Source organism: Halosolutus halophilus, from assembly GCF_022869805.1.
GTDB lineage: Archaea > Halobacteriota > Halobacteria > Halobacteriales > Natrialbaceae > Halosolutus > Halosolutus halophilus.
In genome coordinates, this window is sequence record NZ_CP094974.1 from 3,369,866 (window position 1) to 3,382,917 (window position 13,052).

At 64.1% G+C, this 13,052-nt stretch carries 11 protein-coding genes and 1 pseudogene; 6 read left to right on the forward strand and 6 right to left on the reverse strand.

Annotated features, from left to right (window positions below):
• Positions 1-121: 121 nt before the first annotated feature.
• Positions 122-586, reverse strand: coding sequence for an Rrf2 family transcriptional regulator (locus MUG98_RS16615; protein ID WP_265108546.1), 465 nt, complete (start codon positions 584-586; stop codon positions 122-124).
• A gap of 164 nt (positions 587-750) precedes the next feature.
• Between MUG98_RS16615 and MUG98_RS16620 the strand changes: the two genes are divergently transcribed.
• The 6 genes and pseudogenes from MUG98_RS16620 to MUG98_RS16650 all read left to right on the forward strand — a co-directional run bounded on the left by MUG98_RS16620 (position 751) and on the right by MUG98_RS16650 (position 6,456).
• Positions 751-1,176: a hypothetical protein gene (locus MUG98_RS16620; RefSeq protein ID WP_265108547.1), complete on the forward strand. Its 426-nt coding sequence runs from the start codon at positions 751-753 to the stop codon at positions 1,174-1,176.
• A gap of 167 nt (positions 1,177-1,343) precedes the next feature.
• A pseudogene (locus MUG98_RS25430) lies at positions 1,344-2,335 on the forward strand (sulfite exporter TauE/SafE family protein).
• A 487-nt stretch (positions 2,336-2,822) separates the two neighbouring features.
• Positions 2,823-3,842 carry a phospholipase D-like domain-containing protein gene (locus MUG98_RS16635; RefSeq protein WP_265108549.1) on the forward strand — a complete coding sequence of 340 codons (1,020 nt, stop codon included), beginning with the start codon at positions 2,823-2,825 and terminating at the stop codon, positions 3,840-3,842.
• A gap of 96 nt (positions 3,843-3,938) precedes the next feature.
• The gene (locus tag MUG98_RS16640) at positions 3,939-4,802 is read left to right on the forward strand and encodes an SDR family oxidoreductase (protein WP_265108550.1); all 864 of its coding nucleotides are present in this window, start codon (positions 3,939-3,941) and stop codon (positions 4,800-4,802) included.
• Positions 4,795-5,832 carry a patatin-like phospholipase family protein gene (locus tag MUG98_RS16645; RefSeq protein ID WP_265108551.1) on the forward strand — a complete coding sequence of 346 codons (1,038 nt, stop codon included), beginning with the start codon at positions 4,795-4,797 and terminating at the stop codon, positions 5,830-5,832. The genes MUG98_RS16640 and MUG98_RS16645 overlap by 8 nt, the downstream gene beginning before the upstream one ends.
• A 54-nt stretch (positions 5,833-5,886) precedes the next feature.
• Positions 5,887-6,456 (forward strand): carboxymuconolactone decarboxylase family protein, encoded by a 570-nt coding sequence (locus tag MUG98_RS16650; protein WP_265108552.1) that lies wholly within the window; start codon positions 5,887-5,889, stop codon positions 6,454-6,456.
• 10 nt (positions 6,457-6,466) lie between these two features.
• Here MUG98_RS16650 and MUG98_RS16655 read toward each other — a convergent pair whose 3' ends face one another.
• The 5 genes from MUG98_RS16655 to MUG98_RS16675 all read right to left on the reverse strand — a co-directional run bounded on the left by MUG98_RS16655 (position 6,467) and on the right by MUG98_RS16675 (position 12,986).
• Positions 6,467-8,578 carry a PAS domain-containing sensor histidine kinase gene (locus MUG98_RS16655; RefSeq protein ID WP_265108553.1) on the reverse strand — a complete coding sequence of 704 codons (2,112 nt, stop codon included), beginning with the start codon at positions 8,576-8,578 and terminating at the stop codon, positions 6,467-6,469.
• Between the two features lie 55 nt (positions 8,579-8,633).
• Positions 8,634-9,401 (reverse strand): response regulator, encoded by a 768-nt coding sequence (locus MUG98_RS16660; protein WP_265108554.1) that lies wholly within the window; start codon positions 9,399-9,401, stop codon positions 8,634-8,636.
• Positions 9,402-9,830: 429 nt separating this feature from the next.
• Positions 9,831-11,192, reverse strand: coding sequence for a dihydrolipoyl dehydrogenase family protein (locus tag MUG98_RS16665; protein ID WP_265108555.1), 1,362 nt, complete (start codon positions 11,190-11,192; stop codon positions 9,831-9,833).
• Between the two features lie 156 nt (positions 11,193-11,348).
• Positions 11,349-11,849, reverse strand: a complete 501-nt coding sequence (locus MUG98_RS16670) for a hypothetical protein (RefSeq protein WP_265108556.1) — start codon at positions 11,847-11,849, stop codon at positions 11,349-11,351.
• Positions 11,850-11,969: 120 nt separating this feature from the next.
• Positions 11,970-12,986 carry a DUF3179 domain-containing protein gene (locus MUG98_RS16675; protein ID WP_265108557.1) on the reverse strand — a complete coding sequence of 339 codons (1,017 nt, stop codon included), beginning with the start codon at positions 12,984-12,986 and terminating at the stop codon, positions 11,970-11,972.
• Positions 12,987-13,052: the final 66 nt, after the last annotated feature.

Genomic DNA, 13,052 nt, shown 5'->3' on the forward strand with positions numbered 1-13,052 from the left:
AAACCAGTGAGGAAAGGCGAAACCGGGGCGCTGGTCGTGACGTTGGCGATGCGATTTGCTCCGGACGGAACCGTTTTCGGGCAGTTATTTTTACGACGACAATCCGAAAAGCGGCACACTTTTACTCGCCGATGCCGGGGTTCTCGGCCTCTCCGTCCGGCGTGGCGGATCGATCGAGAATCCGATCGGAGAGGTCGGCTACGGTGACGCCTTCGAGTTCGTCTTTCAGCGCGACCTCCGCCGGTTCCAGCGTCTCGGTGAGGACTTCCTGGATGTTGTCGCCGACGGGACACTCTTCGTTCGGGTCGTTCGGATGGAACACGAAGAGCGATTCCAGTTCGACTGCCTCGTACACGTCGGCGAGCGTCACGTCGTCCGGACTTCGAGCCAGTGCGAACCCGCCGTTCGGTCCACGTTTGGACGTGACGAGGTCAGCGTCCCGCAGATCACCGAGAAGACGACGGACGACGACGGGATTGGTGTCGAGGCTCCAGGCGAGTTTCTCCGACGAGAGGCGTTGCCCTCGCTTGACAGCGAGTACTGTCAGCACGTGCGTCGCGACGACGAACCGACTACTCCCGTTCATACCGGGACTAGTGACCCTGCGTTGTAACGTCTTCCGATACCTCACTGAAGCGCCCAGTTTCCGACGGATCTGGAGGGAGCGACCACCGCGTCGTTCGGTCGGGTGTGTAGTCGAAATACACTACCGCAGAAGGTATTCTCCGTTCCCATTCCTTCTGTCACAGTATGGTAACACTGCTTGCGGGACTCATTGGTGGCGCGGTTGCAACGATCGTCATGACGACGGGGATGATGATTCTGGGTGACGACGGGCCGCTGCCGACGGCCGGACTCGTCGCGAAAATTGCGGATGGCGAGCCTGCGGCGTACAAGCTGCCGGGAATGCTCTTGCACATGGCCTTCGGCGTCGGGGCCGGTGCCGTCTTTGCCCTCGGGGTCCCCCTAATCGGATTGCATTTCGACTCGATCGCCGTCGCGGTAGGTCTGGGCCTCGTCTACGGGTTGAGTCTCATGATTGGGGAGATGGTGTTCTGGATGCGGACCGTGCTCGGGATGGAACCCGATCGCGACGCGATGGTGATGTTCGGTGCCGTCCACGTCGTCTACGGCGTCGTCCTCGGTGCCGTCCTGAGTGCCGGTATTTTCGCCTGAGCGAATGTCTCGCGCGCTACCGACCGGATTCATACATCCACCCGTCGATTCGTGTACGTACCTGGTGGCCCCGTCTCGATTCACATGATACGATTCCCAGCGTTCGACCTCGAAGCCGGCTCCGTAGCGTCTCAGGACCGTTCCGCGAACGCGCAGTCGGAGTACGAATGAGGGATGTAGCTCCACGGCGGTTCGGCCTGGCGAGTTTCGGGCTACTGACCGGCCTGCTGCTCCTCGGCGATTCGACCGGCGTCGTGGCGGCGTCTCTCGACGGACCGCTCGCGACGGTTCCACTGATCGGTTCGTTCCCGACGGCGGCGTTCCTGGCACACTGGTGGATCTTCCCCGCGTCGATCGCGTTTTCGACGATCGCGCTCGCCTCCGGCGTCTCGGGAGCCCTCTTTTTCAGTCCGTTCTTCCTGCTGGTCGTCGGGTTGCAGCCGGCCCAGGCGATCGGTGCCGGGCTCCTGACGGAGGTCTTCGGGATGGGGAACGGCCTCCGATCGTACGTCAAGCAGGGACTCGTCGACTACGCGACGGCGAAGTGGCTCCTGCTCGGGGCCGTCCCTCGATCGTCGTCGGCGCGTTCGCCGCACAGTACGCCCCGGAAGCTCTCTTGCGTGGCATCTTCGGTGTCGGACTACTCGTTCTCGGCGGGTTCCTCTTTTACTACGAGCCGCCGGAGAAGTGCGTTCCCGGTGAAGGCGAGGGACCGTATCTGAAAGAGAAGAATACCGGTCGAGGACAGACCGTCGTCGAGGCCGCCGACGGCGAGCGATACGCGTTCGACACCTGCTGGCGTCCACCGGGGGTAGCGCTGGCGACGATCGGCGGCTTCGTAACCGGACTCATCAGCGCCGGTCTCCCGGAAATCGTGACGACGCAGCTCGTCATCCGGTGTCGCGTCCCGCCCCGGGTTGCGATCGCGACCTCGGTCTTCGTCCTCGGCGTCGCCGCCGTCGCAGGGGCGGCCGTTCACGCGCTAAGCGCGACCCCCGTCTGGTACGTCGTCGCCTGGTCGATTCCGGGCGTCCTGATCGGCGGCACGATCGGTACCCGCGTGGGCAAGTACGTTCCGAGCGACCTGATGGAGGCGGGGCTCGGCGTGATCTTCGGCCTCGTCGGCGGAATCGTTCTCGTGACGACGTTCCTGCTGTGAGATCCGGTTGGCCACGACGGACAGTATCGACGATCGAACGGCCGAACGACGCGCGTCGGCGCCGGGTCAACGACCCGGACGAGGACGTCACGGAACGATCTGCGTAGCAATAAGTTCGGACGAGGTCGTCCGAATTCGCGATCCCGAACGTAAACGGAGGACTGGTGCAGGCCGACGATTATGCGCCTACGGTGGGGTCCATCGACTGACACCGCCTCCGTCCGATGACAGCCGAGACTCCCTGGCGACCCCGCTCGACGATCGAATCGAACAGACGACGTACCGATCACCGTTCGATCGCGCCGACGCGACGTCGATCCGCCACTCGTTTCTCATGACTACGAACAGACGATCTCTTCTCAGGGCGGTCGGTTCGATGAGCGTGGTGGGATCGGTCGTACTCGGGTCGGGCACGAGACGGGAGCGGACGAGTCTCGGATCCGCCCCTCGCATCGAGCCGATTTTCAGTTATCCGTCGGCGCTGGGGATGCCCGACGACGTACACGAACGGACGGTGCTCGACCTGCTGCACCGGGCCGTGCCCGGGACGGCGGTGCACCTCTCCTCGTACACGTTCACGCGCACCAACGTCGCGAGGGCGTGTATCGCGGCTGCCGACCGCGGAGTCGACGTCAACGTCCTGCTGGACGACCACCTCGCGGAGGCGGACGCGGTGCAGCGACTCCGCGAGACGTCGGTCGATCGCATCTCGATCACCGCCGGCGGGGGGCTCGGCGACGGCAGGAATCACAACAAGTTCCTCCTCGTGGAGGAACTGGAGAACGGCGAGTCGAACGTGGTGTGGCAGTCCTCGTCGAACTTCACGAACACGCAGCGCTACCTCCACAACACGTCGGTCGTGTTTCGCGGCGACGGCGACCTGTACGACGTGTACCGGGGGTACTGGAACGAACTGGCCGTCGGCGACACCGACCCCCACTACAATCGCACGGCTGAGACCGATTCCGCGACCGTGTACTTTTCTCCTCGATCCGACTTCGACACGCACCTCGCGGCGCTGGAGAACGTCGTTCCGACGCGTGACGCGACGATCCGATTCATGTACTCGATCTGGAACGAGAAGCGTCCCGCGATCGTCGATCGCGTCGCGGAACTCGTCGACGGCGGCTGTACGGTCGAAGTGATCCTCAACGGCGAGAAATCCGACATCGGCCACCGCTTGCGACGGGCGGGCGCGGACGTGTTCGAGTACCCGTCGACTACCCTGGGACGATTGACGCCGTGGCAGTCGCCGAACGTCCACTCGAAGACCATGCTCGTCGACGCCGACGTCGACGTGGGCGGCGAAACGAGACGCCGGCGCCTCGTCTACACGGGGTCGCAGAACTTGAGCAGAAACGGGTTGTCCACCAATGACGAGACGGTCCTCCGGATCGAAGACGACGACGTCTACTCCCGGTTCGTCCAAGACTGGGAGCGCGTCCACGAACAGGGACGTCGCCTGGCCAGCGGCGGGGCGACGGCGATCGTTCGGTCCCTCTGGTGACGCGTTTCGGAGCGCACTCTCCGGCGTTCTTCGCCCCCGTGCACGGTGGTTGCCTGACCGGGTGGACTATATAACGATCGTCGGAGTACGGACCCCATGACGAACGGTACCCTCGAATTGCAACCCCCGGAGCTATCGGCAGACGACTTCCTCCGCATTCCGGACGACCATTTCACAGCGGACACCGTCGCCATCGTCACCGGCGGCGGATCGGGTATCGGACAGGCGACGAGCGTCGCCCTGGCGACCAACGGACTGACCGTCGCCGCCGTCGACATCGACGAGGAGGGTCTCGAGGAAACCGTCGACGTCGCAGCGTCTATCGACGCGGACGGACGCGTCGTCCCGATCGAGGGCGACCTCACCGACGACGACGCCGTCGAAGCGGCCGTCGAGGAAGCCGCCGACCACGGGACGGTGCGCTACGCCGCGAACATCGCTGGGATGCAACACATCGCGTCGATCGCCGACTTCCCGATGGAAACGTACGACTTCATGCACGACCTCATGCTGCGGTCGCCGTTCCTGCTCTCGAAGCACGTAATTCCGCACGTCGAGGCGACCGACGACGGCGTCGGCGCGATCGGAAACATGTCCTCGGTGCACGGCCACTACGCGACGCAGGACAAACCGGCCTACATCACGCTGAAACACGGTCTCATGGGGTTGACTCGGGCGATCGCGGCCGAGGGCGGCGGAACCCTCCGTGGATTCTCCGTGAGCGTGGGCTACGTGCTGACGCCGCTGATGGTCGATCAGATCGAAGACACCGCCGAGGAGCGCGGGATCTCGGAGCGAGACGTCATCGAGGACGTGATGCTCGGCCAGGCGCGAACGAAGGAGATGATGACGCCCGCGGAGGTGGCGAACCTGTTCGTCTTCGGGTTCTCGAGTCACGCGAGGCACCTCAACGGCGCCGACTTGCTCTGGGACGGCGGCTACACCACGACGTATGAGTGAGCGCAACGACGACGCGAACGCATCGACGAACGTCGCCGTCGCCTGCCAGGGCGGCGGGAGCCACACGGCGTTCACCGCGGGCGTACTGAAAGGGCTGCTCCGCGAGTGGCCCGAGGAGTACGAACTGGTCGGGATCAGCGGGACCTCCGGCGGCGCCTTCAACGCGCTCGCGACCTGGTACGGACTCGTCACGGCCGACGAAGAACGCGCCATCGAACTCCTCGAGGCGCTGTGGGAGGACCTGTCGGCGACCGGCGTCACCGATCGGTTCCTCAACGACTGGGCCACCGGCCTGTCGCGCCTCGAGAGCAGCGGGTTGCCGATTCCGCGGGTCAGCCCGTACCAGATGCCAGGGCCGGAACTGGGCAAAGAGGAGATCCGGAACACCCTCGAACGGCACATCGAGTTCGAGGAGATTCCCGATCTCTGCACGCGAGACGCGCCGGAACTCGTCGTCGGAACGGTCGACGTCAACGCGGGCGTGTTCGAGACGTTCGTCGACGAACAGGTGACGCCGGAGGCGGTGCTCGCCTCGGCCGCCGTCCCGACGCTCTTCGAGGCCGTCGAGATCGATGGCCACCTCCACTGGGACGGCCTCTTCTCGCAGAACCCGCCGATCGACGACCTCATGACCGTCGATTCCGAGCACAAGCCGGACGAACTGTGGGTCATCCAGATCAATTCACAGGAGATCGACGGGGAACCCACGTCGTTCGAGGAAATCGCCGACAGGCGCAACGAACTCGCCGGAAACATCTCGTTGAACCAGGAGTTGAACGTCATCAAGCGGGTCAACGAGTGGATCGACGCCGGCCACCTCCCGGAGAGCGAGTTTTCGAAGACCGCCGTCCGACGGATTCCGATGGAAGAGAACTACCACTGCTCGACGAAGGTCGATCGCAGCCCGTCGTTCGTCCGGGAGTTGATGACCCTCGGCGAAGAGCGTGCGGCCGCGTTTCTCGAGACCGGCCCGCCCGACGAGAGCGAGTACACCGTCCCGGAGCCGCGGCACAGCCCATCGACTCAGTAATCGATCACGAGACGGCGATACACCACGACGACAACCGATCACAGACCGAAACCCATGTCACGACTTCCACTCCTCGAACTGGACGACATCCCGAAAGAGTACCATCACCTGTTCACCGACGAGTACCTCGGCGATCGCCACATCTTCCGCGCGTGGGCCCACAATCCCGAGGTGCTCGAGGCCACGCTGGAGTACCTGAATACCCTCTACGATCAACTCGGAGACCGACGAAAGGAACTGGTCATCCTCACGGTCGCTCGAGCGCGTGGAGCTCGCTACGAGTGGCATCAACACGTCGACATCGCCCGCGAAAAGGGCGTCACGACCGCGGAGATGCGTGCGATCGGCGGCGACGACTTTTCGTCGTTCGACGACGCCGAATTCGTTTTGCTCCAGTACGTTCGAGCCGTCGAGTCCGGAACGGTGACGGACCAGATCCACGACGCGCTGGCTCGCGAGTATTCGCCGTCGGAGATCGTCGCGGCCGGCCTGCTGATCGACTTCTACGTCGGCCTGTGCAACTACATCGCGTCGGTCGACCTGCCGTTCGAGGGCGGCGAGTTCGTCGGCTGGATCCCGGACGACGAGACGGTTTCACGGCTCTTCGACGGAGACTCGTCGTAGACAGTCCCGGTCAGTCCGGCGGGTACCGGCCGGTGTTCACTTCGAACCGCGCGCCGCCGTCGACGCTTTCGGTCACGTCGACGGTCCAGCCGTGGGCGTCGGCGATCCCCCTGACGATCGCGAGGCCGAAGCCGGTTCCGTCGCTCGTCGTCGAAAAACCCTGGTCGAATATCGCGTCGCGTATCGCAGGCGGGACGCCCGGTCCGTCGTCCGCGACGTAGAATCCCGCTCCATCGTCCAGCGGACCGATTCGGATCGTCACGTCTACGCCGCCGTGGTTGAGCGCGTTCGAGAGGAGATTCTCGAGCAACTGACGCAACCGCGCCTCGTCCGCTTCTATACGGTAGTCGTCGAGCGCGACGTCGATGGTGGCGTCGTCGCCCGGAATCGTCTCACAGACTGTCTCGACCAGGCCGGCGAGTGCGACGGGGTGCGTCTCGTCGACCTGCTGGCCGTCGCGTGCGAGCGTTAACAGGTCGTCGATCAGCGCGTTCATCCGCCCGTGTGCCGCCTCGATGCGATCGAAATCTTCCGACGAACCGCTCTCCCGGGCGAGTTCGAGCGCGGCCTGCGCGACTGTGAGTGGGTTGCGAAGATCGTGGCTCACGACGGATGCGAACGCCTCGAGACGATCGTTGGTCCGTTGAAGCGTCCGCTCGCGTTCCTTGCGCTCGGTGATGTCCTGGAACGCGCCGCGGGCACCGATCAGTTCGCCCTCGTCGTCGTACCACGGCGTTCCCAGCGTTCGAACCCAGCGTGGTTCGTCGCCGTTCGCGATGATCCGCAACTCCAGATCGTACCCGTCTCCCGTCGTCTGTAGCCGCTCGAACGCGTCCGTGATCGTCGCCTTGTCTCGAGGGTGATAGAAGCCGATTCCGTCTTCCACCGTCGGCTCGTACTCCAGGGGCATATTGTGGATGCGATAGACTTCGTTCGTCCATCGCATCGTCTCCGTCCGGAAGTCGACCTCCCACCCGCCGATCGCTGCGACCGACTGGATATGCCCGAGAAACTCCCGTTTTTGCTCGAGTTCCCGGGCCCGTCGTTTGTGGTCCGTGATGTTTCGTCCCTCGGCCACGAGCAGGACGACGTCGCCCCGTTCGTCCGTGACCGGACGAAGCGAGAAGTCGATGATCACGGTCCCGTCGGCGCCCTGGACCTCCTCGTCGCACCGGACGAACTGGCCGTCGGCTGCCGACTCGATCGCCTCTTTTAGGGTTTCCTGGGCGTCCACGCCGTTCTGCCACCACTCGGACTCCCAAAGTGAATCGCCCAGCACGTCCTCGCGGTCGAACCCGCCGAATTCCAGCGCGGAATCGTTCGCCTCCAGCACCGTTCCGTCGGGGTCGAGCAGACCCGTAAACTGGTAGGTCTGGTTGAGGATAGCGTCGTACTGGCGTTCTCGCTCCTTGCGGTCGGTAATATTGCGCGTTGCGCCGACGATTTTTTCGATTTTGCCGTCGATACTGACCGGTGCAATTTGTGTCTCCCAGTAGGTCCGCTCGTCGGGGACCGAGAGGACCTCCTCGTAGTGGAGCGACTCATCGCGGGCGACACACTCGCGGTAGTTTTCGAGGATGGCACTCCCCTGCTCGTCGCCGAAGACGTCCCGTAGCCGCCGTCCGCTGAGTTCGTCGTTCGATAGCCCAGTGTGGGATTCGTAGACCGGGTTCACTCGTTCGAGCCGGAACTCGTCGCTGTCTTCGTCGACGTCGACGAGAAATAGCGCGTCCTGCGTGTTCTCGAACACCGTTTCCGCGAGGTGGACGTCCGCTTCCCGAACCTTTCGATCGGATATCTCACGGGCGATGATCGACAGGCCGTCCGCGTCGGCATAGAGGGTCACCTCGAACCAGGTGTCAGACGACTCACCGAGCTGCGTTTCGATCGACCGTGATTCGTGCGTTTCCACAGCCGCACGGCAGTGTGACTCGAGGGGCGATCCGCGAAGCGCCGGCAGGGCATCCCAGAGAACGCCACCGACGACGTCCGCTGCCCGACTGCCAGTCCACGCCTCCATCCGTTCGTTCCAGTACGTGATTCGCCATTCGGAATCCACGGCACAGTACGCGTCCGAGACGCGTTCGATCAATCGCTCGTACTCGGGCTGGGCGTCGGTCATCGATCAGGCGGTTACACGGGTGGCACGATGCAGTACGGACGAGCGTACGACAGTTTCAATCCTGGGTAGCGGCCTTGCGGATACGTTCGACCAGGACGTCGAACTGTTCGGAGTCGGGTCCCTTCTGGACGTAGTCGGTGACACCAGTTGCGATCGCCTCGCCCGCAACTCGCTCACTCCCTTTGGCGGTAAAGACGATGAACGGAAGCGTCGGGTCCTCCTCGCGAACAGCTTTCAGAAAATCGAGCCCGGAGATCGCGGGCATATCGTAGTCACTGACGATACAGTCGAACGACTCGTCTTCGAGCGTCGACACCGCCTCAAGCGCACTCGCCGCGGTAGTGACCTCCACGTCGTCGTTCTCGCGTTCGATGTAGGCTCCGATGGTTTCGGGGAGTCCGGGTTCGTCGTCGACGAGCAACACCATGATCTCGTCGCCGGATCGATCGTGCGTTTCGCTCGCGTTTTCGAACCGGATCTGCTGGCGGACCGCGAGATCGAGCCACTCGCCGATTTTGCCCTGGAGGTTCGTCGATTCGGCGATACGCTCGCCAGGATCGTACGTGAGGAGGCCGTGATCTTCGAGTAATGGGAGATGACTGTGGAGCAACGACGTTTGCGCGTGCGCTCGGTCGTACTCACCAGAGTCCTCCGTGCTGGTCGCCGAGAGCACGTCGACCAGTTCGTCGAGCGTCGCAGCCCTGTGCTGACGGAGATGGAACAGTACGGTCCGTCGACTCGAGTCCGAGAGAACGCGGAACAGGTCGTCGCTCGGGAGAGTCGCGCGATCGTGACCGTCTGGAGTAGTAACCTCGTCTTTCATAGGTGGTAGGGAGTTCCACACAAAGATAAGTATTATTTAATTTCTAGTAATATTATTATTTTGGCTGAGAGTCAAGCTGTGCGGACACTCTCACCCGCGATTCTTCAGTTGGCCGTTTACGTCGTGGGAGCCGTTGAAGCGTTACATGAACCACTTACGCGAGTGTGGCCGGGACATCGCTTTAGGCTGCCGAATCGTGAGTGGGTGTGCAGTCACGCTCGACGCCTGTTATCGGTCCCGGAGCGTACCACACGCAAACCGATGCTGGCACGAGTGGCACCCTCGAGAACGAAGCTTCGCTGCCCCAGCGGTAGGAACGGGGTGATCGACGAACACGGCCCACGGGAGGAGTCCGAACAGCCCTCATCGGTAGGGTTGGACGACGCGAAGACGTCGTCACCGTCTAGAGGGAGCGGTATTCGGAATCGGTCACCTCGAGGCGTCGCGGAACGCCGCCTCGACGACCTTCGCGAGCGTCGGGTGGGCGTGGATCGTCTCAGCCACCTCGTCGACGGCGGCACCGGTCCGCATCGCGACGACCGTCTCGTGTACCAACATCGACGCCTCGTAGCCGATCACGTGACAGCCCAGGATCTCGCCGTCGGGAGCCCCGAGTACCTTCACGAAGCCCTCCTCGAGTTTCTTTGCCCGCCCCATCGCCGAGTCGGCGTAGTTGGCGCGGCCGACGACGTACTCGCGGCCTGCTTCTTCGAGTTCCTCCTCGGTAGCACCGACGCCGGCGATCTGTGGGTCGGTGAAGATCGTGTGCGGCATCGCAGTGAGATCGAGTGCCAGACGCTCGTCGTGGACGACGTTGTCGATGACGTGGCGCGTCTCGTAGTCGCCGGAGTGTTTGAACAGGGCGTTTCCGGCGACGTCGCCCTGGGCCCACACGTTCTCCGCGGACGTCTCCAGATACTCGTTCGTCTCGACGAAGCCGCGATCGTCGACGTCGATACCGGCAGCGTCGAGGTTCAGCGAATCGGTGTTCGGCCGTCGGCCCAGCGCGACGAGGACCTCTTCGCCGTCGACGGCGATCGTCTCGCCGGCTTCGGTCTCGGCGTGGACGCGGTGTCCGTCTCCAACCGCTTCGACGGCTGTTACTTGATGTCCGGTGTAGACGTCGTGGCGATCGCTCGCGATTTCGGTGAAAGTCGCGGAGACGTCGCCGTCCTCTCGCGGGACGAGCGCGTCCATCATCTCGACGATGGTGACGTCCGTCCCGATCGACTCGAAGACGTAGCCGAGTTCGACGGCGATGTATCCACCGCCGAGGACGACGAGGCTCTCCGGCGGGTCGGTCAGGTACAGCGCCTCTTTGCTCGTCAGGTGGTCGATCTCGTCGAGACCGTCGATCGGCGGCACGACGGGCTGGCTGCCGGTCGCGACGACGATCTTCTCACCAGTCACCTCCCGGCCGTCGAGTTCGACCGTCCGGTCGTCGACGAACGCCGTTCGTTCCTCGAAGAGCGTGAGGTGGTCTTTCTCGCGGTATCGCTGCGCCATGTCCTCGGCGATTCCGCCGAGCAGGCCGTCCATTTCGTCGACGACGGCTTCCCAGTCGATCCCCTCGAGGCTGGCGTCGACGTGGAACCGTTCGGCATCCCGAACGTGATTGACCGCGTTCGCCGCCTGGATGAGCATCTTGGAGGGGTTACAGCCCCGGTTGAGACACGTCCCTCCGAGCGGTCCCGGTTCGACGAGCGCCGTGTCGAGTCCGCGATCCGCCGCCGCCGCGGCGACGTTGTTGGCTGTGCCACCACCGATGACGAGGACGTCAAAATCGCCCATTCCAGCGGTATCGACTCCGAGAACACGTAAATAGCGAACGGGGGTGTTCGCCGGCGAGACACGACCGACGGGACAGCGGGTGGAGACGCTGCCCGGAGCTCGTCCGAACGATCGGGTCACGTCGACCGGACCGCATCGGTCGAACCGTGCCGTCGATCAGTGTTCGGAGTCTTCGATCTCCGCGTAGTACTCGTCTTCCGACCAGTCGCCGTCGAGGTACGCGTTGGCCCACTCCGTTTCGAGAAAGACCATGAAGTCCACGGTTCCGTCGTCCGCGAGCGCGGTCGGCATCGCCCGCCGATCGAACCCCTGATCGACGATGTCGGCGTAGGCGTCCCCGAGTATCGGGACGTCGGCCTCCAGGCCGCCGCTGTCGGCGTACTCCGGGATGAACATCCCGTGTAATTCCCAGTCCGTCACCGAGAGTTCGTCGTCGATGGCATCGACCATCTCCGCAGCGAGCGCTCTCTCCTCCTCACTGACGTCGGTTTCGTCGTCCCCGGTTCCGTCACCGGTCCCCTGGGCGGCCTCTTGCTCGGTCCCGTCCGCGTCGTCCAGACAGCCCGCGATCGTTCCGACGCCGACGGCGGTCGCGGTAGCCAGTACGGTTCGTCTCGATACGCCGTTGGCTCTCCTGAATACGCTTCGTGGCGTCATGTATCCTGTCCTCGAGCGGTTTCGAACGGGGGAGTGATTCGAGTCATACGAACTGGTTTCGGGTTCTGCATCCGCGGCGAACGGCCGAGGGTACGTCGTCGCCGACCGCGGCGATCCCGGTCAGGGACGGCTCGGCTGACCCCGCGCACCTGACACTCTCGAGCAGTCGGTGCGCGTCGGCCGCGGGCGAGCGTTACGCCGGCGGCGTCTCGCTGGACTGCGTTTCCGTGGCCCCCGTCGCGGGAATTCGCCCGGTCGGGGGACCGTTGGAGTCGTTGTCCTCGTCTCGATCTGCCGGCACGTCCGTCGTTTGCGAACACCGTCAGCACGGTACAAAACCGTTGTGCGGTCCGGCACGAGAGTCGCGAGACCGATCGCTGCTCGTCGACCAGCACGCGGACCGGCGACGGCCGACGTTTCGAGGCGCGCTCTCACGGCGGAGGCGGTGGCCGACGAGCGAGACGGAACCCACCGAAACGGGCCCTCCTCTGACTCGCTCGCTATCACCGGTGGTCCCGCAGTCGCCATTTCGGCTCCAGGTTCCTGGACCAGCGGGAGGGGCGAGGTTGCCGGGGCTGGATCGGAGGGGGTCACGGGACGCCCCCACTGACGAACGGGAGCTCTGCCGATCGCCACCGGGTCCCGTGAGCGCCGCTTCGTTCCACCGTCGCTCTCACCGCGGGAGAAGCCTTGCGCCGTCCCCGTCAGCGGACAGTAGGTCACCGCGATCGACTCGCCGCCGCCGACGTCGTTGACGACTTCGTGCCAGACGAGGATGTACTGTGGGTAGGCCTTCGCCTCGCCGTTCAGGACGACGCCGAAGACCGGATCGCCGTCAGCCAGGTTGGTGGGTGGATCGTCGGCCGAGGTAAACTGCGGATCGTCGATCGAGGGGATGCCGTCCTGTCCCGGGCCGCCGGAGAGGCTCGCCTCGTCGAGTTCTCGAGTCGTGTACTCCTCGGGGAGCGACCGATCGGCAGTCGGCGGGCCGCCAGTCGACCCGTTCACGTCACTTGCTCCGCGATCGAAAGCGCCGGAACTATCCAGACACCCTGCCAGGGCGGCGAGACCGACGCCTCCGGTCGAGTCGATACAATGCCGTCTGGAGATGCCGCCGGGTATCCGTCCGTCTCCCATGGGTATCGGAGGGGGCGCGTACCCAATAACCGGACGTTGGTCGTGTGCGATCGACGCACAGGCGTG

Excerpts from the sequence above, each read along its gene's own strand:
- MUG98_RS16670 (WP_265108556.1), bottom strand. The coding sequence starts at position 11,849 with ATGACGCCACGAAGCGTATTCAGGAGAGCCAACGGCGTATCGAGACGA.
- MUG98_RS16640 (WP_265108550.1), top strand. The coding sequence starts at position 3,939 with ATGACGAACGGTACCCTCGAATTGCAACCCCCGGAGCTATCGGCAGAC.
- MUG98_RS16645 (WP_265108551.1), top strand. The coding sequence starts at position 4,795 with ATGAGTGAGCGCAACGACGACGCGAACGCATCGACGAACGTCGCCGTC.
- MUG98_RS16635 (WP_265108549.1), top strand. The coding sequence starts at position 2,823 with ATGCCCGACGACGTACACGAACGGACGGTGCTCGACCTGCTGCACCGG.
- MUG98_RS16655 (WP_265108553.1), bottom strand. The coding sequence starts at position 8,578 with ATGACCGACGCCCAGCCCGAGTACGAGCGATTGATCGAACGCGTCTCG.
- MUG98_RS16665 (WP_265108555.1), bottom strand. The coding sequence starts at position 11,192 with ATGGGCGATTTTGACGTCCTCGTCATCGGTGGTGGCACAGCCAACAAC.
- MUG98_RS16675 (WP_265108557.1), bottom strand. The coding sequence starts at position 12,986 with ATGGGAGACGGACGGATACCCGGCGGCATCTCCAGACGGCATTGTATC.
- MUG98_RS16650 (WP_265108552.1), top strand. The coding sequence starts at position 5,887 with ATGTCACGACTTCCACTCCTCGAACTGGACGACATCCCGAAAGAGTAC.
- MUG98_RS16620 (WP_265108547.1), top strand. The coding sequence starts at position 751 with ATGGTAACACTGCTTGCGGGACTCATTGGTGGCGCGGTTGCAACGATC.
- MUG98_RS16615 (WP_265108546.1), bottom strand. The coding sequence starts at position 586 with ATGAACGGGAGTAGTCGGTTCGTCGTCGCGACGCACGTGCTGACAGTA.
- MUG98_RS16660 (WP_265108554.1), bottom strand. The coding sequence starts at position 9,401 with ATGAAAGACGAGGTTACTACTCCAGACGGTCACGATCGCGCGACTCTC.